Raw genomic sequence first — 18,286 nt, forward strand, 5'->3', positions numbered from 1 at the left:
CCGACTGACGCCATCGCGGGCAACGCCCGCTCCCACAAGGTTCGGCGGTGCACACGAGACCTGTGGGAGCGGACGTTGCCCGCGATGACGTCAGCAGGGGCAACCCTTCACTTCAGTTGGTTGGAAAACTGCCCAACCGCATTCACCACCTTCTGCGCCCCGTCCTGGATCTCGATGATCACCGTCCCGGTCTGCCCGGCCAGCGCCAGCCCTTGCTCGGCCTGGCGCTTGCTGCTGTCGATGATGTCCACCGCGGCCTTGGCCAGTTGCTCGTTCTGCTGCACCACCCGGGCAATTTCCTCGGTGGCGGTGCTGGTGCGCGAGGCCAGCTGGCGCACTTCGTCGGCGACCACGGCGAAACCACGGCCCTGCTCACCGGCACGGGCGGCCTCGATGGCGGCGTTGAGCGCCAGCAGGTTGGTCTGCCCGGCGATGTCGCTGATGGTCTTGATGATCGAGCCGATCACCTGGGACTGTTTGTCCAGCGCCTGGATGCCTTCCGCCGCATCCTGCATGTAGGTTTCCAGGCCGCGCATCACGTCCACGGTCTGGGTCACCACCTCGGTGGCGCGACGTGCACTGGTGTCGGTGGCCAGGGAGTTGCTGTAGGCGATATCGGCAGCCTGGGCGACAGCGTTCTCCTGGTTCACCTGGTCGGTGATCACGGTGGCGAACTTGACCACTTTGTAGAGCACGTCGTGGGCATCGATGATCGGGTTGTACGAGGCTTCCAGCCACACGGTCCGACCATGGGCGTCGACACGCTTGAAGCGCTCGGCGATGAACTCGCCACGCCGCAGCTTTTCCCAGAACGCCTGATAAACGGCGGAGTTGTATTCCTCCGGCTCGCAGAACATGCGGTGGTGTTTGCCACGAACCTGATCGAGGGTGTAGCCCATGGTGCGCAGGAAACGGTCGTTGGCGGTCAGCACTTCACCATTGAGGTTGAACTCGATCACCGCGGTGGAACGCATCAGCGCATTGATGAGGCTTTCGTTCTCGCGGGAAGTCTCGATGGTGCGGGTCAGGTCGCTGGAGTGCATCGTGAAGTACTTGATGCGCCCGTTGCCATCCTTGACCGGCTGCAGGATCGAGCGCAACCAGGCTTCCTCGCCGTTGCCGCGCAGCAGGCGGAAGGCGCCATTGAGGTGCTCGCCGCGAGCGATGGCCTGCTTCATGCGCTGGTAGAACTCCAGCGGCTTCACATGGGCGGGGACGATCTCTTCGATGTGCCGGCCATGGAGCTGGGAACTGCTGTAGAGCATTTCCTTTTCAAAATTGATATTCGCCGATTCGATGCGACCACTCGGGTCCAACTGCAGCACGAGCATCTCGCTGTCGAGGCTGTCCTTGACCTGCTCGAGACTCAGCAGTTTTTCACGCAACTCGTCGTTTTCTTTTTTCAGTTTGCTGTTGAACATCACCGCTCTCCTGGAGCGCTATCGTCATCGGGAATGCATCTGCATCGGCTGGCGGGGGGCCATTCTTGAGCTATAAAACGTGATTATTTGCGGGCGCAGAAATGCCAAGGATCGAGCGTCATGTATATGTCACATGAGCGTCATCCGAGCGCAAACAGGGCGCCGGAAACTGGCCATTATGACGACGCTCCCGCTGCACATCACGCTCATCAGTGAAACCTTCCCACCGGAAATCAACGGCGTGGCCAATACCCTTGGCCGCCTCAGCGACGGTCTGCGCCAGCGCGGCCACCGAGTGGAACTGGTGCGCCCGCGCCAGAGTGACGACCCGCCCGGCCAGACCGACGCAGACCAGTTGCTCTGCCGCGGCTGGCCGCTGCCCGGCTACCCGGGCCTGCAATGGGGCCAGGTGTCGATGCACAAGCTGCTGCGGCGCTGGCGACGTGACCGGCCGGACGTGCTCTATATCGCCACCGAAGGACCGCTCGGCCTCAGCGCCCTGCGCGCCGCCCGGCGTCTGGGCATCGCCGTGGTCAGCGGTTTCCACACCAATTTCCAGCAGTATTCCAACCAGTACGGCCTTGGCCTGCTGGCGCGGGCGCTGACCAACTACCTGCGCTGGTTCCACCACCGCACCCACAGCACCCTGGTGCCCAGCCCGAGCCAGCGCCTGTCCCTGGAGCGCCGTGGTTTCGAGCGCCTGGCCCTGCTCTCCCGCGGGGTCGATGGCAGCCTGTTCAGCCCGGCGCGACGCAATCCCGCGCTACGTGAACAGTGGGGCCTGGGCAACGATGACATCGCCCTGCTGTACGTCGGTCGCCTGGCTGCGGAGAAGAACCTGGGCATGCTCGCTCGCACCCTGGAAGAACTGCAGCGCCGGCACCCGAAGCGGCGTATTCGCCTGGTGATCGTCGGCGACGGTCCGCAATGGGCGGCATTGCAGGAACAACTGCCGGACGCCATCTTCTGCGGCCCGCAGCGCGGCGAGCAGCTGGCCGAGCACTACGCCAGTGGCGACATCTTCCTGTTTCCGAGCCTGACCGAGACCTTCGGTAACGTGGTCCTGGAAGCCCTGGCCTCGGGCCTGGGCGTGGTCGCCTATGACGAAGCCGCGGCGGCCCAACATATACGCCACGGCCACAACGGCGCGCTGGCCATGCCCGGCGATGCCCCGGCGTTCATCGATGCCGCCTGCTGGCTGCTGGAAGACAGCGAAACCCTGCGCCGGGTGCGCCTCAATGCGCGGCAGCACGCCAGTCGCCAGGGCTGGCCAGCGATCATCGAGCAGTTCGAGGCGCATCTGCGCAACGCCTGCGAACCCCTGCGAGAGGGCCAGGCACCGCACAGCGGGCCCGGCCTGCTGGTCAAACCAGGCTCGTCAGCGCCTCACGGCTGAACGGCAGGATCTCTTCCTCACGCCCATCGCGGACCTTGGCCGCCCACTGCGGATCGACCAGCAGCGCGCGCCCTACCGCCACCAGATCGAACTCCTCGGCGTTCAGGCGTTGCAGGAGGTTTTCCAGGCTAGCCGGCTGCGCCACCTTGTCGGTGTCCACCATGAACTGCAGGAATTCGCCGTCCAGGCCGACGCTGCCCACGGTAATGGTCGGCTTGCCGGTGAGCTGGCGGGTCCAGCCGGCGAGGTTGAGCGGCGAGCCATCGAACTCCGGCTCCCAGAAGCGTCGGGTCGAGCAGTGGAAGATATCCACGCCGGCGTCGGACAGCGGCTTGAGGAAATCACCCAGCGCTTCGGGCGTGGTGACCAGGCGCGCGGTGTAGTCCTGCTGCTTCCACTGCGAGAAGCGGAAGATGATCGGGAAGTCCGGACCGACCGCGGCGCGCACGGCCTGGATCAGCTCGATGGCGAAGCGCGAGCGGCCGGCCAGGTCGCCGCCGTACTCGTCATCGCGGCGGTTGCTCGTCTCCCAGAAGAACTGGTCGATCAGGTAGCCGTGGGCACCGTGGATTTCCACGCCGTCCATGCCGATGGCCTGGGCGTCCTTCGCGGCCTGGGCGAAGGCGGTGATGACGTCCTGGATGTCCTCGCGGGTCATGCCGTGGACCACCACCTGGCCGTCCTTGAGCTTCTCGCTCGGGCCGTAGCCGGGAACGCTGGCGTCCGGCTCGGTGCCCAGGCGACGTACCGCGCCGACGTGCCAGAGTTGCGGGACGATGCGTCCACCTTCGGCGTGCACCGCATCGACCACTGTCTTCCAGCCGGCCAGGGCGTCTTCACCGTGGAAGCGCGGCACGTTCGGGTAGCCGTTGGCCGCCACATGGCCGACCGTGGTGCCCTCGGTGATGATCAGGCCGACACCGGCGGCGGCGCGGCGGCGGTAGTACTCGACCACCTTGGCGTGGGGCACGCCGCCGGGGCAGAAGGTACGGGTCATCGGCGCCATGACCACGCGGGTTGGCAGCTTCAGGGCGCCCAGTTGGAAAGGGGTGAACAGTGCGGTGACGGACATGTGGCGCTCCTCGGGATGAAAGGCGCCTGAGCATAGGATGGGGGGTGTGGCGGAACGAGTACTATTGATCTGGGTGATTTGAGGGCATGGGCCTTGTGGTGTTCATTCGGGCCTCATCGCGGGCAACGCCCGCACCCACAGGTTCCGTGGTCGCCGCGTACCCTGTGGGAGCGAGCGTTGCCCGCGATGAGGCCCTCAAGGGCGACACATCAGGCCAGGGCCTTCTCGATCGCCTGCACCACCGTCGGATCATCCGGCGCCGTCCGCGGCGAGAACCGTGCCAGCACCCGCCCGTCCTTGCCGACGAGGAACTTCTCGAAGTTCCAGGTAATGTCCCCCGGAAACTCCGCGCCCTCGCCCGCCAGCAGGCGATACAGCGGATGCCGGTGCGCACCGTTGACCTCCAGCTTGCTCCCCAGCGGGAAGCTCACCCCGTAGTTGAGGCTGCAGAACTCGGCGATCTCCGCCTCGCTGCCCGGCTCCTGCCCGGCGAACTGGTTGCACGGCAGGCCCAGCACGCTGAAACCCTTGCCCTTGAACTGCTGATATAGATTTTCCAGCGCCGCGTACTGCGGCGTCAGGCCACATTTGGAGGCGACATTGACCACCAGCACCACCTGGCCCTTGAACGGCGCCAACGGCAGGTCCTGGCCGTCCAGCGCTTGCAACTTCAGGTCGTGAAATGCACTCATGACGTACTCCCCTCTACGACGGATCCCCGGTCATCCCGGTGGCCGGACAGAAACGCGGCCCACTAAAAAGGCGCCTGGCCTGCCGCATGCACCCTCGGGGGCTGCACAACGGAAGGACAAGGCGCCTTCGCGACTCTCTGAGCTTAGCGCAGAAAATCAGTGGTGATGGCCACCTTCGCCATGGACGTGACCATGAGCGATTTCTTCTTCGCTGGCGTCACGGATGTTGACGACCTTGACCTTGAAGTTCAGGCGCTGGCCAGCCAGCGGGTGGTTGCCGTCGACGGTGACGTCGTCGCCGTCCAGGTCGCGGATGGTGACGATCTGCATCTGGCCGTCCGGCGCCGAAGCGTGGAACTGCATGCCGACTTCCAGTTGGTCGACACCTTCGAACATGCTGCGGTTCAGGGTGCTGACCAGCTCGGCCAGGTATTCGCCGTAGGCGTCTTCCGGCTCGATGGTGACGTTCAGTTCTTCACCGGCGCCCTTGCCTTCCAGAGCCTTTTCCAGACCCGGGATGATGTTGCCGGCACCGTGCAGGTAGACCAGCGGTGCACCGCCGGCGGAGCTGTCGATGACCTCGCCAGCGTCGTTGGTCAGGGTATAGTCGATGGAGACAGCCTTGTTGGCGGCGATCAGCATGGGGGCAAGACCTTTTGCATAAGAAGTATGAAGGGCCAAGTGTAACCAACGCCTCGCCCGAAAGCGAACGCAACCCGGACAAACGGGTCAGCCATATCGAGGGTTTCCATCAGGACGAGAACGGCCATTGGGTAGTCGATCTGTCCTGCGGCCACACCCAGCACCTGCGCCACCAGCCACCTTGGCAATCAAGGGCCTGGGTGCTCGACGCCGGGGAGCGTCAGCGGCGCATCGGTGAGGCTTTTGCCTGTGGCTGGTGCGCGCAGGGGCGCGATAGCGATACCCTTGGCAATTGATTCTTTTGCACCGCTCATTTCGAGAAGCTCGCATGCAGACTTTTTTCATCGCGCCGACCGACTTCGGTGTCGGCCTGACCTCCATCAGCCTGGGCCTGGTCCGCACCCTGGAACGAGCCGGCCTGAAGGTCGGTTTCTTCAAGCCGATCGCCCAGCCGCACCCCGGTGACACCGGGCCGGAACGTTCCACCGAACTGGTCTCGCGCACCCACGGCCTGAAGCCGCCGAAACCGCTGAGCCTGGGCCATGTCGAGCGCATGCTCGGCGAAGGCCAGCTGGATGAACTGCTGGAAGAAATCATCACCCTGTACCAGCAGGCCTGCGTCGACAAGGACGTGCTGGTGGTCGAGGGCATGGTCCCGACCCGGCACGCCAGCTACGCCGCGCGGGTCAACCAGCACCTGGCCAAGAGCCTCGACGCCGAGGTGATCCTCGTTTCGGCACCGGAGAACGATGTGCTCGCCGAGCTTTCCGGCCGCGTCGAGCTGCAGGCGCAACTGTTCGGCGGCCCGAAGGACCCCAAGGTCCTCGGCGTGATCCTCAACAAGGTGCGCAGCGACGACGGCATGGCCGCGTTCGCCCAGCGCCTGCGCGACCATTCGCCGCTGCTGCGCAGTGGTGATTTCCGCCTGCTCGGCTGCATTCCGTTCCAGGCCGGACTCAACGACCCGCGCACTCGCGACGTCGCCGACCTGCTCGGCGCCCAGGTGCTCAACGCCGGTGACTACGAGACCCGGCGCATGAACAAGATCATCCTCTGCGCCCGCACCGTGGCCAATACCGTGCCGCTGCTCAAGCCGGGCACGCTGGTGGTGACCCCGGGCGACCGCGACGACATCATCCTCGCCGTGAGCCTGGCGGCTATCAACGGCGTCCCCCTGGCGGGCCTGCTGCTCACCAGCGACAGCAAGCCCGATCCGCGCATCCTCGAACTGTGCCAGGGCGCCCTGCTCGCCGGCCTGCCGATCCTCTCGGTGAGCACCGGCTCGTACGACACCGCCAACCAGCTCAACCAGTTGAACAAGGAAATCCCGGTGGACGACCGCGAGCGCGCGGAGATCATCACCGACTTCGTCGCCAGCCACCTCGACGCCGACTGGCTCAACCAGCGCTGCGGCACCCCGCGGGAGATGCGCCTGTCGCCGGCGGTGTTCCGCTACCGCCTGATCCAGCAGGCCCAGGCGGCGAACAAGCGCATCGTCCTGCCCGAAGGCGCCGAGCCGATGACCGTGCAGGCCGCGGCCATCTGCCAGGAACGCGGCATCGCCCGCTGCGTGCTGCTGGCCCGCCCGGACGACGTCCAGGCCGTGGCCCGCGCCCAGGGCATCAGCCTGCCGGAAGGCCTGGAGATCCTCGACCCGGACCTGATCCGCGAGCGCTATGTCGAGCCCATGGTCAGCCTGCGCAAGAGCAAGAGCCTCAACGCGCCAATGGCCGAGCAGCAGCTTGAAGACCCGGTGGTGATCGGCACCATGATGCTGGCCCTGGACGAGGTCGACGGCCTGGTCTCCGGCCTGGTCCACTCCACTGCCAACACCATCCGTCCTGCGCTGCAGTTGATCAAGACCGCGCCGGGCTGCAGCCTGGTGTCCTCGGTATTCTTCATGCTGTTCCCGGAGGAAGTGCTGGTGTACGGCGACTGCGTGATGAACCCGCACCCCAGCGCCGCGGAGCTGGCGGAAATCGCCCTGCAGAGCGCCGACTCGGCGCAGGCCTTCGGCATCGCCCCACGGGTGGCGATGCTCAGCTATTCCAGCGGCGACTCGGCCAGTGGCGAGGAAGTGGAAAAGGTCCGCGAAGCCACCCTGCTGGCCCAGGAGACGCAACGCAGCCTGCTGATCGACGGCCCGTTGCAGTACGACACCGCAGCCAACCAGGACATCGCCCGGCAACTGGCGCCGGACAGCCAGGTGGCCGGCCGCGCCACGGTGTTCGTCTTCCCCGACCTCAACACCGGCAACACAACGCATAAGGCGGTGCAGCGCAGCGCCGACTGCGTCAGCCTCGGGCCGATGCTGCAAGGTCTGCGCAAACCGGTGAACGACCTGCCGCGCGGGGCCCAGGTGGACGACATCGTCTACACCATCGCCCTGACCGCGATCCAGGCCAGCCGCGCAGCGGAATATTGAGCCATGGCCGAGAACCTGCGCGGCGCCCTCGCCGCCTTGCTGCTGGGGCTCAACACAGTGCTGTGTTGCACGCCCCTGTTCATCGTCAGCCTGGTCAAGCTGTGCCTGCCCTTCGCGGCAGCGCAGCGGGTCACCGACGAACTGATGCGCCATATCCACGAAGCCTGGATCAGCAACAACAAGGGCTGGATGAAACTGCTCGGGCGCACTCGCTGGCAGGTCTCGGGGCTGGAAGGCTTCGACTACCAGCACAGCTACCTGATCACCAGCAACCACCAGAGCTGGGTCGATATCCTGGTGCTGCAGTACGTGCTGAACCGGCGCATCCGCCCGCTGAAATTCTTCCTCAAGCAGGTGCTGATCTGGGTCCCGGTGATCGGCCTGGCCTGGTGGGCACTGGGTTTTCCGTTCATGAAGCGCTACAGCAAGGCGTACCTGGACAAGCACCCGGAAAAGCGCGGCAAGGACCTGGAAACCACCCGTCGCACCTGCGCGAAATTCCGCGGCAAGCCGACAGCGATCTTCAATTTCGCCGAAGGCACGCGCTTCACCGTGGCCAAGCATCGCCAGCAGAACTCGCCGTTCCGTCACCTGCTCAAGCCCAAGGCCGGCGGCATTGCCTTCGTGCTGGATGCGATGGGGGAGCAACTGGAGTCGATCATCGATGTGACCATCCACTATCCCGAAGGGGCGCCAGGGTTCTGGGACCTGCTGTGCGGGCGGGTACGGCGGATCGTCGTGCAGTTCGAGGAACTGGCGATTCCGGAGGCGTTTCTCGGGAAGAGTTATGACCAGGACGAGGAATACCGGGCGGCGTTCCAGCAGTGGATCAACCGGTTGTGGGAGCGGAAGGATCAGCGGTTGGAGCAGTTGAATCGTTGAAACCTTGAGGGCCCCATCGCTGGCAAGCCAGCGATGGGGCCCTCAAAGATTACTGCTGGTAGTTCTGCCCAGGAATCGGCTTCAGGTTCACCTCTACCCGACGGTTCTGCGCCCGCCCGTTGGCATCGGCGTTGCTCGCGATCGGCTGGTCCGGCCCCATGCCGCGCACGCTCACCCGCGAAGGATCGACACCCTGCGAGGTCAGGTAGGTGCTCACCGCCTGAGCACGACGCTGCGACAGGTCCATGTTGTGCTGGCGGCTGCCGGTACTGTCGGTGAAACCGACCACTTCGATGGTGTTCTGGTTGAACTGCTTGAACGAGCCCGCCAGGTTGTTCAGCGGCGCGTAGAAGCTCGGAGAGATGTTCGCCGAATCGGTGGCGAAGGTGATGTTGCCCGGCATGATCAGCTTGATCTGATCGCCTTCACGCTGCACTTCGACGCCAGTGTTGGCCATTTTCGCCCGCAGCTCGGCTTCTTGCTTGTCGGCGTAGTAGCCATAACCTGCGGCCGCGGCACCGACTGCTGCTGCGCCGATCAGCGCGCCCTTGCCACGGTTGTTGTGGTCGATGGCGGCACCGGCGATGGCGCCGGCCAGTGCGCCCAGGCCGCCGTACTTGGCGGTCTTGCTCATCCCTGAGGAGTCCTGTGCCTGGCCACCCTGGCTGTCATAGGGGTTCTGGTTGGCACAACCGGACATCAGGGCGGCGGCGGTAGCGACGATAATCAAACGACGCATGGTGAACATGGATAGCTCCTGCGGTAATTCGTGTAGATGGCAAACTGCTTTTGGTTTGCCACCAGCCTTGGATCACGGCGGCGCGGAAAAATTCCCTGCGGTCTGTTCACGCCCGTACGAACGGGTTCTCACGCATTTCCTCGCCCAAGCGGGTGTCGGGACCATGCCCGGCGACCACGGTGGCCTCCTCGTCGAGGCTGTAAAGCCGCTGCTTGATCGAACGAACGATAGTCGCCTGATCGCCACCCCACAAATCAGTGCGCCCCACACCGCGACGGAACAGGGTGTCACCGGCGATCAGCAGCTTGGCGTCGGCGAACCAGAAACTCATCGAACCCGGAGTGTGCCCGGGGGTGTGCAGGGCCACGCCACAACCGCAGGCCAGTTCTTCGTCGTCCTGCAGCCAGCGGTCCGGCGACGGCACCGGCACATAAGGCACGCCGAACATGCGGCACTGCATTTCCAGGTTATCCCAGAGGAACTGGTCGTCCTTGTGCAGGTGCAGGGTGGCTCCGGTCTTTTCCTTGAGCTGGCCGGAAGCGAGGAAGTGATCCAGATGGGCATGGGTATGGATGATGCTGACCACCTTCAGGCCGTGGGCATCGAGTTTCTGCATGATCAGGTCGGGGTTGCCGCCCGGGTCGACGACAATGGCCTTTTTCGTCAGCGGATCACCGATGATCGTGCAGTTGCACTGCAAAGGGCCGACGGGGAAGGTTTCGCGGATAAGGGTAGGAGCGGTGACGGTCATATAAGCCTTTTGAACTCGGGTCGTTACGTTCCGGGTGGAAAGCCATGATCTGGATGCGTTCGAAAAATTGGTCGAGGAATTCTTTGAGAAAATCCTCAAAGCGGAAATTATCACGCGAACGCATCGTGGCGCGGACAACCTTCTGGACCTGAAGGTCGGGCTGGACGGAAAAACCGCCCTCTTCAGTTGCAAGCATCAGGCACATACCGACTCCGCGGTGTCCCGAGAAACCAGTGCACTCGCAGCATTGATCACCAACGAGTGCGATCTGTTCATTGGTTTCTACTCCACGGCGCCCAGCGCGGGGCTCAATGTAGTCGGCTGGCTTTTTGCCTCGCACTACTTCCGATTTCGCTTCCCCGATATCCCTGTTTGTCTGAAAAGACTCATCCTGAGACGGGAAGCAGTATCGCCTGCTCAGAGCCACGGCAACAGACTGCTCACCGCCAACGGCAACGCCACCGCCGCCAGCAACGTCTGCCCGGCGATGATCCCCGCCATCAACGGCGCATCCCCACCCAGCTGCCGGGCCATGATGTAGGACGACGACGCGGTGGGCAGCGCCTGGAACAACAGCGCAGCAATCGCCGCCTCGCCCTTGAGGCCGAACAGGTGACAGGCTGCCAGGGTGATCAGCGGCATGACGACGAACTTCGCCACCGACGACAACCCGACCGGCCGCAGCCAGCTGCGCGCCGCCTTCAGGTCCAGCGCCGCCCCCACGCACAGCAGGCCCAACGGCAGCGACGCCTGCCCCAGCGCTTTCAACAACGGCTCGACTCCCGGCGGCAGCCCCAGTCCAGCAACGTGCAGCAGGATCCCGAAGGCGCAGGCCATCAACAGCGGATTGAACGCCATCTGCCGGGCCACGCCTTTCCAGGTCATGCGCCCCGCCGAGCCATAACGGGCGAACACCAGCACGCAGAGGATATTCACCGTCGGCACGATGGCCGCATTCGCCACCGCCGCCAGCGCGATGCCCTGGGCACCGAACAAGCCCGCCGCCGCCGAGACACCAACATAGTTGTTGAAGCGGACACCGCCCTGGAACACCGACGTGAACGCAGCATCGCCCACGCCGAAGCAGCGTCGTGAAAGCACCAGCAATACCGCCACCAGCACCGTGGACGACACCAGGGCCAGCGCCATGCCGAGCACCGGTACACCGTCAAGTTTCGCGGTGGCCAGGCCGTGCACGAACAGCGCCGGCAGCAGCACGTAGTAACCCAGCCGCTCGGCCTGCGGCCAGAAAGCGTCGGCGAGGAACTGGCTGTGGCGCAGCCAGGTGCCCAGGGCGATCAGCAAGGCGATGGGGACGAGGGCGAGGAGCAGGGAAAGCGTCATGACAGGTCCGGGCGGGTGACTGATGGAGGTCACGATAAAGACCCGCACGCTTGATTAAAAACGATGAATTATTGAGCCAGCCTCAAGTTTTACTCATCGGTCAGCGTCGCCTGCCGCTGTATCGCCTGGGCCAGGGCCGCCGCCAGGCGTCCTCGCGGACGGTCCTCACGTTCGATCAGCACCACCCGGCGAGTGCGCTGCGGGTCACCGAACGGCAGGTGCGCCAGTGCGCCCAAACGCTGCAGGTTGCGTGGAGACGACGGCACCACGGACACACCGAGGCCGCTGGCGACCATCTGCACGATCGCCTCCTGGCTATCCAGCTCCATGGTGGTACGGACCCGCAGGCGCATGCGCCGCAGCTCACGCTCGATGGTGCGCCCGGCCCAGGCGCGACGATCGAAGCGGATGAAGGGTTGCTCCTGCAAAAGACGGCGTGGCTCGACCCCGGCCAGAGGCTGCGGAGCAATCACCCAGAAGCCCTCCTCATACAGCACGGTGCTGACCAGGCCATAAGGGTGCGGCTTGACCGGCTCGGTGGTGACTGCCGCATCCAGCTCACCGGCCTCGACCCGGGTCGCCAGCTCCGCCGACATACCCGAGGCCACGTTGACCCGCAGGTGCGGATGCTCGGCCCCCAGCGCGGCCAGGGCGGCCGGCAGTATTCCGGCCAGTGCCGTGTGGATCGCACCGACCCGCAGGCGACCGCGCAACTCGCCATCCTCGCCCAGTTCGAGGGCGATGCCGTCGTACAGGGCGAGGATTTCACGGGCCCGCTCCAGCGCCACGTGCCCGGCCTCGGTGAGCACCGGCAGGCGCCGCGAGCGGTCGAACAGGGGGGCGTTGAATTCCTCTTCCAGGCCGCGGATATGCAGGCTCACGGCCGACTGAGTGAGATGCACGGCCTCGGCGGCACGGGCAAAGGAGCCGTGCTGGGCGATGGCGACCAGAGTGCGCAGGGCGCGTAGGGACATGGGCAAGGGTCCGGAGAAACCGTCGTTCTTCAGGACCTCATCGCTGGCAAGCCAGCGATGAGGTCCTGACATTCAGCAACTGACCAAGAGCCTAACCGATAGCCATCAAACTGCTACGTTTAATTGAACCTGACTGGAATTGCGCAAGTCTCTCGGGAGACAGGCGGTGTGTTTTAAACACGGCGTTTATGGAATCCGAACCACAGGATCTACCCGATGTCAGGAAAAAGCCGCAGATACAAGGCAAGAGCCACCATCATCTGCCTGCGCAGTGGCAAGGTACTTCTCGTGCGCAAGAAAGGCGGCAAATGGAATTTCCCCGGCGGCACCATCGAAGCTGGGGAAAACCCGGTTCAGGCCGCCGCCCGCGAACTGGAGGAGGAAACCCGCTTGCGTTGCGTGGGACTGCTGCAGCTATGCACCCTCGAAGTGGGTAATGTCGTCCACCATGTCTTCACCACCCATTGCGACGACTTCACCGACGCCATCGCGGATAACGAAATCGCCGCCTGCAAATGGGTGAAGCGCGAGCAACTGAGTGCCGACCTGCTCACCCCGACCGCTGCCGCCCTGATGACCCGCCGATTACCCGCGCTCAGCGTCTGAGGACCCCGCGCTTTGCACGGTGGCCAAGCGCCCGATCATGCAAGTTGCAATCGGCCTCGACCACCGCACATCAACATTTCCCTGATTTTGCTGGGGCAGAACAGACTCCAGGATTCGGCACGGCTTTCGCAACGAAACCCTGGACAGCCCCGCACCCGCGCGGGGCGCGAGCGTTTTCGCCGCCGACTCAATCCGAATGAATTTTTTCATACCCTCTCGCTCAATAGGCGTGGACGGAACGGAGGGGATTCCAATGGCAGGACAACAATTGTACGTAATCGAATACGAGCTTCAGGGACAGCACCGCACCTTCATCATCCGCCTCGACCGCATGGACAACACCGAGGCCTGGCACTGGGCGAGTTGCGATGCGGGGGTGGGCGTGATTCCGCGATTTGGTCAGCACAAGATCAAGAAAGTCAGCCGCCCCATGGCCGAGCGCTATGGCATCTCCAATGTGCGCTGGCGGATCTCCGGGCAGGGGCCGGAGTTCGTGCCGATGCCGATCGATACGGGCAAGTTCGCAGAGTAGCGGCGTAGTCAGGGCCTGCTTTGCAGGCCCCACTACACCTCAACCCAGCACCTTCGCCATCTCCGCCGTCGCCTTCCACCCCAACCCCGCATACACCGGCCGCCCCGCCTCGGTCGCATGCAACACCGCAAAGCCCAGTCCGCGCCGCGCAAACTCCGCCTCGCCCAGCAGCATCAATTTCGACGCCAGCCCCCGCCGCCGATACTCCGGCTCGACATACACATTCAGCACATACCCGCGCTGATCCCGCTCCGGATGAGCCGGATGCGGCGGCCAGTCGATGCTCATCAGGCCGATCGCCGCCGCCACCTGCCCGCCCTCCTCCAGCACGAAACCATAGTAACGCCCATCCACCAGACGCGGTTGCAGCCAGGGCCGAAAATGCTCGGTCATCTGTCGAAGGGTCGCCGGGTCACCGTCGGCCTCGAGAAACATCGCCTCGCGGTGGCGGCAGATCATCTCGTCATCCCCAGGTCGCAGCCTGCGCACCTTCAGCTCCGCAAAGTCCAGATCACCCGGAATATCGCTCATCGCACTCATACCTTGGTTGGAGAAGTCGATGCTAGATCCGTTGCGGATGCCACGTTAGACACAGATCCGCTTTGCGCTCGCCATACAGATGCCAGAGCCTTTTTGCATCGCTGACAGGGACTACGACCAAAGCAGCAAGCTGTCACGACAAAGAAAAACTTCTTTGCCGGCGCAGACAATGCCCTCTATGAATTGCACAAGACGCCTTGATGAGCGTAATTCGATGCAATCAGCGCAATCAAGGCCACAAAGCTTTTCTACACATGGGCAACGTTGAGATGAACAACCACAAGACGACGGGCTCTGCCTCTCTCCCCGCACCCACCACCTGGATCGGCCCTGCAGCCTTCGCCCTGCTGGCGTTCGCGGCCAACTCGATCTTCTGCCGCATGGCGTTGGTCCATGGCGATATCGATGCGCACGCCTTCACTGCGGTGCGCCTGCTGAGCGGGACGCTGTTCCTGTTCTGCCTGCTCAGGTTGCGCCAGCCCGGCAAAGATGTGGGCGGCACTTGGAAAGGCGGGCTGGCGCTGTTCCTGTATGCCTGGCTGTTTTCCATCGCTTATGTGCAGCTGGGTGCCGGTGTGGGTGCGCTGATCCTGTTCGGCGCGGTGCAGATCACCATGTTCGCCTTCTCCTGGTTCAAGGGCGATCGCATCCAGGCACGGGTGCTGGCGGGCATGCTCATCGCTTTTGCCGGACTGGTCGCCCTGCTAGTGCCCGGCGCCAATGCCCCCGCACCGCTGGGTGCGTTGTTCATGGTGATTTCCGGTATCGCCTGGGGCGCCTATTCGCTGATCGGCAAGGGCTCGGCCAATCCGCTGGCGGACACCGCCGGCAATTTCCTGCGCAGCCTGCCGCTGCTGGCGGCGCCCCTGTTGCTGGTGCTGTTCTCGGATGAGTTGCGCATCACCGGCCACGGTCTGCTCTATGCTCTCGGATCGGGCGTGCTCGCCTCCGGTGCGGGCTATGCAGTGTGGTATGGCGTGCTCGGGCAGGTCAGCGCGCAGCAGGCAGCGACGATGCAACTGAGCGTGCCGGTGATCGCCGCGCTGGGCGGCGTGCTGCTGTTGAGCGAGCCGTTGTCGCTGCGCCTGATGGTAATTTCGGCGGTGGTGCTGGGTGGGGTGGGAATGGCGCTGAGCGCACGCAAGGCGAGGTAGGCCTAGGCTTGCCTCCGTCGTTGTGGTTTGACGACCGGCTTTGACAGGCCGATCAATAGTGAATCCTCAGCGCCATCCCCGATGCCGGAGCATTTCATGTCCGGATAACGGCTTATGGCGGCTGTGCGTGGGGCGCACTCGCTGCGCGCCGGGTTCCTCTATTCTCGGTCTGTCAACCCACGTACAGCTGCCACCCGCTTACACCTGACCGAAAAGAAACAGCCTGCCAAGGATGTCCCGCTTGCCTTCCGGCATTTTCTGACTGATCCAGCCGATGGTCAGCAGTCCCCTGGACTTGTGTGATTCCAGTGACTCACTGTATTCCTCGTCATCGACCAATGCCTGCAAGTCGTTCTGATTGCGAATCTCTCCAAGATGGGAAAAGGCGCGGATCGTGAGTGCCTTGGCAAGGTCGTCATGCGCTTGGCGCCAGTCCCAGAACGACCATACCGCAGCGACGAAATAGATCTGTTCCAGACTGCGCTCGTTGCCGAGTTCGTAAGCATCCCAGGTCGGGGAGTGGCCACAGAAATAGTCGGGCAGCCCGGAAGTTTGCTGAAAGAACTTCGCCCCCAATGCCACCGCGTCCTGCACTGCCCTGGCAAAGTAAGGCTGATGCTGGCGAGCAGTTGCGCGCAGGTTTTGCATATAGGCCAGTTCTATTTTTACTTGCTCGATCTCCACTGGACTGTAACTTGCGACAAACTGCCGAATATTGCCCAGGCGGGCCTCGCCATCGACGAGCTGCACGTCGTTGACCTTGAACTCATCAAGCGTGGCAATCAGCTGACGATAGTGATTGGTCATCGACTTTGGAAAGTATCGGGCTGCGATGATGGTCCCGATCGAAGACCCCAATAGATCCGCCTCGATCATTTCCTTGGTGTAGGTCTCGACCTGAAAACCTAACTTACCTGCACTGGTGATCTGTTGCGCCAGAGTCGCAGTCGGAACGGTGGTGTAGAAGCCAATGAAGCCTTTGCAGTCCCAGGCGATGATTCGCTCGATGATCCCGGACTCCTTGTCGTGGGGCACGGGCTTGTCGCTATGCGCATAATGCTTGCAACTGACCAGCCAACGAGCCCCAGAAGCATCCACAACGCCGAGGTCGATACCTTGGTCAGGACCATTCGAAACGCTCTTGAAAATCTTCATCTTCCTCACGGAAGTAAAGAACTCCTGGGCAAATAACTCGAAGTCATCGACCGAGGTAGATTGTCCCAAAGGCAGTGCTTGTGAAGTGTTATAGGCTCTGTTCGCCGAAGCGATTTCCCGAAAATCCAACAATGGCATTACGGCTGTCCCTTGAAAAATAGTCCTTGAGCGGGATACGACGAGGGTCCCGCACACGCCCTCTCAAACTTGCGTATGCAACCAATCCAGAAACGCCCTGACACTGGCATGCCGCTCCTTCCCAGGCGCACAAAGGGCGATGTAGCACTTGCCAGGCAACAGGGTCTCGCCCCGGTACGGCGCCAGCGCTCCCTCCCTGACACTGCCGGCCGCCAGCACACGACTGGCGAGCACGTAGCCCTGCCCTGAAATCGCCGCCTGCAGCGCCAGGTGCTCGTTGTAGTAATCGAGCATCTCCTTGCCCAGCCATGCCTGCAGGCCGGTCTGGCCGCACCAGTCCGCCCAGGAGATCGGCGCGCTGGCATTGGCATTCCAGGACAGGTCGATCAACCGCGGCGGATCGTCTCCCGCCCGGGCCAGCAGCTCCGGGGCGGCGAACACGCCGAAGCGCTCGTCGAGCAATGTTTCCTGGTAGAGCTCCGGATAATCCTGGCTGGTGGCGCGAATGGCGACATGCACATCGTGGTTGCGCAGCAGGTCGACCACTTCGGTGTCGGGCACGACACGGATGCGGATGCCCGGATGGCGCCGGTAGAAATCCTCCAGGCGCGGCACCAGCCACAGGGCGGCGAACTCCGGCGTGGTGGTGACGTTGAGGGTGTCGACGTCCTTGTTCCGGCGCTGCGTGTTCAGCACGACGGACAGTTCGTACAGCATCGTGTGCGCCGACCTGAAGACGGTTTCCCCCGCAGCGGTCAGCACCAGCCCACTGGACGTTCGCTTGAAAACGGTGGTGCCCAGCCATTCCTCAAGGCTCTTCACTTGCAGCGACACCGCCGACGATGTCACCGACAGCTCCACAGCTGCACGCTTGAGGCTGCCCAGCCGGGCAACCGCTTCGAAGTACCTCAGCGCATTCAACGGCAAGTGATTGAACATGGCACCCTGTCAATTCAGCTCTGCTCAAGGGCGTTGAGTATAGGGAAATTGAGCACCGCCCCGATATGCCGTTCCATGCGCTGAACGACCCACACACAGGTGCAACCATGCAGGGCCTGAAACGCAAGATCTTCCAGGCTGCGGCCTACGAACTGGTGGCGGTGTTCTTCATCGCCCCGGCCTTCACCCTCTTCTACGACAGCGGGCTCGCACACTCCACCGCACTGTCCCTGCTCATCTCGACCATCGCGGTGAGCTGGAACATGCTCTACAACCATGTCTTCGAACGGATCGAGCGCACCCTGGCGAACCGCGAGCGTACCTTCGGCCGACGTGTGATCCATTCGGTCGGCTTCGAAGGTGGCTTGACCCTCCTCCTGGTGCCGCTGGTCAGCTACTGGCTGGACATCAGCCTGCTCCAAGGGCTGATGACCAACCTGGGGCTGTTCGTGTTCTTCTTTTTCTATGCGTTCGCCTTTCAGTGGGGCTTCGACAAACTGTTCGATGTGCCCGACTCGGCGAAACCGGTGCAGTGCCCGGATGCAGGTTGAAGGCTTCGGACCGGCTCCCTCCACTACTGTTCCGGTAGTGGAACCCGTGCGGGAGTGACGGGCGCGACAGGTTTTGGCACGTCACCACCGGCCAACATGCCGTTGCTGTTGCTCAGCTTCGACACGCTGCCCAGCGTCCAGGTGGAGGTGATCATCTCGCCACCAAGGCCCGACGTTTCGTCGCACACGGTCACCAAAGTGCAGACCCCCTTCGGTGACTGTGTCGAATCATGCAACGAACACGTGCGGTAGGCGGAAGACTCCCTCCACCTGGCGTCGCATTCCGCGTCTGCAGCGCTGGCATGGGCAGAAACCGTCAGGGCAAAGAGAACG

General features: G+C 63.4%; 18 protein-coding genes and 3 pseudogenes. 8 read left to right on the plus strand and 13 right to left on the minus strand.

Translation table 11 applies throughout. The features are described 5' to 3' along the window. Nucleotides 1-107 precede the first annotated feature (107 nt). Nucleotides 108-473, minus strand: a pseudogene (locus AC5QPF_RS27325) (methyl-accepting chemotaxis protein); the annotation flags it as partial. Nucleotides 474-692: 219 nt separating this feature from the next. Beyond that, nucleotides 693-1,421 (minus strand): annotated as a pseudogene (locus AC5QPF_RS27330) (PAS domain-containing protein); the annotation flags it as partial. A gap of 178 nt (nt 1,422-1,599) precedes the next feature. Between AC5QPF_RS27330 and AC5QPF_RS27335 the strand changes: the two are divergent. Continuing rightward, complete coding sequence (locus AC5QPF_RS27335) at nt 1,600-2,817, plus strand: glycosyltransferase (RefSeq protein WP_494960748.1); 1,218 nt, start codon at nt 1,600-1,602, stop codon at nt 2,815-2,817. Here the strand turns inward: AC5QPF_RS27335 and AC5QPF_RS27340 are convergent. The 3 genes from AC5QPF_RS27340 to AC5QPF_RS27350 form a co-directional block, all read right to left on the minus strand. After that, nucleotides 2,786-3,889, minus strand: a complete 1,104-nt coding sequence (locus AC5QPF_RS27340; RefSeq protein WP_494960749.1) for an oxidoreductase — start codon at nt 3,887-3,889, stop codon at nt 2,786-2,788. The two genes, AC5QPF_RS27335 and AC5QPF_RS27340, sit on opposite strands and share 32 nt — an antisense overlap. A 209-nt stretch (nt 3,890-4,098) precedes the next feature. Continuing rightward, nucleotides 4,099-4,581: a glutathione peroxidase gene (locus AC5QPF_RS27345; RefSeq protein WP_494960750.1), complete on the minus strand. Its 483-nt coding sequence runs from the start codon at nt 4,579-4,581 to the stop codon at nt 4,099-4,101. Nucleotides 4,582-4,737: 156 nt separating this feature from the next. Then, the gene (locus tag AC5QPF_RS27350) at nt 4,738-5,223 is read right to left on the minus strand and encodes an FKBP-type peptidyl-prolyl cis-trans isomerase (RefSeq protein WP_330078085.1); all 486 of its coding nucleotides are present in this window, start codon (nt 5,221-5,223) and stop codon (nt 4,738-4,740) included. Here AC5QPF_RS27350 and AC5QPF_RS27355 point away from each other — a divergent pair. The 3 genes and pseudogenes from AC5QPF_RS27355 to yihG all read left to right on the plus strand — a co-directional run bounded on the left by AC5QPF_RS27355 (nt 5,192) and on the right by yihG (nt 8,530). Further along, a pseudogene (locus AC5QPF_RS27355) lies at nt 5,192-5,519 on the plus strand (DUF3565 domain-containing protein). The gene AC5QPF_RS27350 and the pseudogene AC5QPF_RS27355 overlap by 32 nt on opposite strands. Nucleotides 5,520-5,551: 32 nt before the next feature. Continuing rightward, a complete protein-coding gene (gene pta / locus AC5QPF_RS27360; protein WP_330078087.1) occupies nt 5,552-7,648 on the plus strand; it encodes a phosphate acetyltransferase in 2,097 nt (698 codons plus the stop codon). Between the two features lie 3 nt (nt 7,649-7,651). Beyond that, complete coding sequence (gene yihG, locus AC5QPF_RS27365; RefSeq protein ID WP_494960751.1) at nt 7,652-8,530, plus strand: 1-acylglycerol-3-phosphate O-acyltransferase, YihG family; 879 nt, start codon at nt 7,652-7,654, stop codon at nt 8,528-8,530. Between the two features lie 49 nt (nt 8,531-8,579). Here the strand turns inward: yihG and AC5QPF_RS27370 are convergent, their stop codons facing one another. The 5 genes from AC5QPF_RS27370 to AC5QPF_RS27390 form a co-directional block, all read right to left on the minus strand. Beyond that, nucleotides 8,580-9,278 carry a YiaD family glycine zipper/OmpA-like lipoprotein gene (locus tag AC5QPF_RS27370; protein WP_494960752.1) on the minus strand — a complete coding sequence of 233 codons (699 nt, stop codon included), beginning with the start codon at nt 9,276-9,278 and terminating at the stop codon, nt 8,580-8,582. 97 nt (nt 9,279-9,375) lie between these two features. Then, a complete protein-coding gene (locus AC5QPF_RS27375) occupies nt 9,376-10,020 on the minus strand; it encodes an MBL fold metallo-hydrolase (RefSeq protein ID WP_494960753.1) in 645 nt (214 codons plus the stop codon). Then, nucleotides 9,941-10,225, minus strand: coding sequence for a hypothetical protein (locus tag AC5QPF_RS27380; RefSeq protein ID WP_494960754.1), 285 nt, complete (start codon nt 10,223-10,225; stop codon nt 9,941-9,943). The genes AC5QPF_RS27375 and AC5QPF_RS27380 overlap by 80 nt, the downstream gene beginning before the upstream one ends. A gap of 212 nt (nt 10,226-10,437) precedes the next feature. Continuing rightward, nucleotides 10,438-11,364: an AEC family transporter gene (locus AC5QPF_RS27385; protein ID WP_494960755.1), complete on the minus strand. Its 927-nt coding sequence runs from the start codon at nt 11,362-11,364 to the stop codon at nt 10,438-10,440. A gap of 89 nt (nt 11,365-11,453) precedes the next feature. Further along, a complete protein-coding gene (locus AC5QPF_RS27390; RefSeq protein ID WP_494960756.1) occupies nt 11,454-12,338 on the minus strand; it encodes a LysR substrate-binding domain-containing protein in 885 nt (294 codons plus the stop codon). A 216-nt stretch (nt 12,339-12,554) separates the two neighbouring features. On the opposite strand from AC5QPF_RS27390, the gene AC5QPF_RS27395 reads away from it, so the two are divergent. Together AC5QPF_RS27395 and AC5QPF_RS27400 are read left to right on the plus strand one after the other, a co-directional pair. Beyond that, nucleotides 12,555-12,944, plus strand: coding sequence for an NUDIX domain-containing protein (locus tag AC5QPF_RS27395; RefSeq protein WP_494960757.1), 390 nt, complete (start codon nt 12,555-12,557; stop codon nt 12,942-12,944). A 253-nt stretch (nt 12,945-13,197) separates the two neighbouring features. Beyond that, nucleotides 13,198-13,476, plus strand: a complete 279-nt coding sequence (locus AC5QPF_RS27400; RefSeq protein WP_494960758.1) for a DUF6555 family protein — start codon at nt 13,198-13,200, stop codon at nt 13,474-13,476. A 39-nt stretch (nt 13,477-13,515) separates the two neighbouring features. Here AC5QPF_RS27400 and AC5QPF_RS27405 read toward each other — a convergent pair whose 3' ends face one another. After that, nucleotides 13,516-14,007, minus strand: a complete 492-nt coding sequence (locus AC5QPF_RS27405; protein WP_494960759.1) for a GNAT family N-acetyltransferase — start codon at nt 14,005-14,007, stop codon at nt 13,516-13,518. A gap of 278 nt (nt 14,008-14,285) precedes the next feature. Between AC5QPF_RS27405 and AC5QPF_RS27410 the strand changes: the two genes are divergently transcribed. Further along, a complete protein-coding gene (locus AC5QPF_RS27410; RefSeq protein WP_494964260.1) occupies nt 14,286-15,170 on the plus strand; it encodes an EamA family transporter in 885 nt (294 codons plus the stop codon). A gap of 198 nt (nt 15,171-15,368) precedes the next feature. Here AC5QPF_RS27410 and AC5QPF_RS27415 read toward each other — a convergent pair whose 3' ends face one another. Together AC5QPF_RS27415 and AC5QPF_RS27420 are read right to left on the minus strand one after the other, a co-directional pair. Beyond that, a complete protein-coding gene (locus AC5QPF_RS27415; RefSeq protein ID WP_494960760.1) occupies nt 15,369-16,463 on the minus strand; it encodes a hypothetical protein in 1,095 nt (364 codons plus the stop codon). Between the two features lie 63 nt (nt 16,464-16,526). After that, nucleotides 16,527-17,402, minus strand: a complete 876-nt coding sequence (locus AC5QPF_RS27420; protein WP_494960761.1) for a LysR substrate-binding domain-containing protein — start codon at nt 17,400-17,402, stop codon at nt 16,527-16,529. A gap of 107 nt (nt 17,403-17,509) precedes the next feature. Between AC5QPF_RS27420 and AC5QPF_RS27425 the strand changes: the two genes are divergently transcribed. Further along, on the plus strand, nt 17,510-17,953 hold the full coding sequence (locus AC5QPF_RS27425) for a PACE efflux transporter (RefSeq protein WP_494960762.1): 444 nt from the start codon (nt 17,510-17,512) through the stop codon (nt 17,951-17,953). The last annotated feature ends 333 nt before the right edge of the window (nt 17,954-18,286 follow it).

Source organism: Pseudomonas sp. Con_6 (assembly GCF_059379395.1).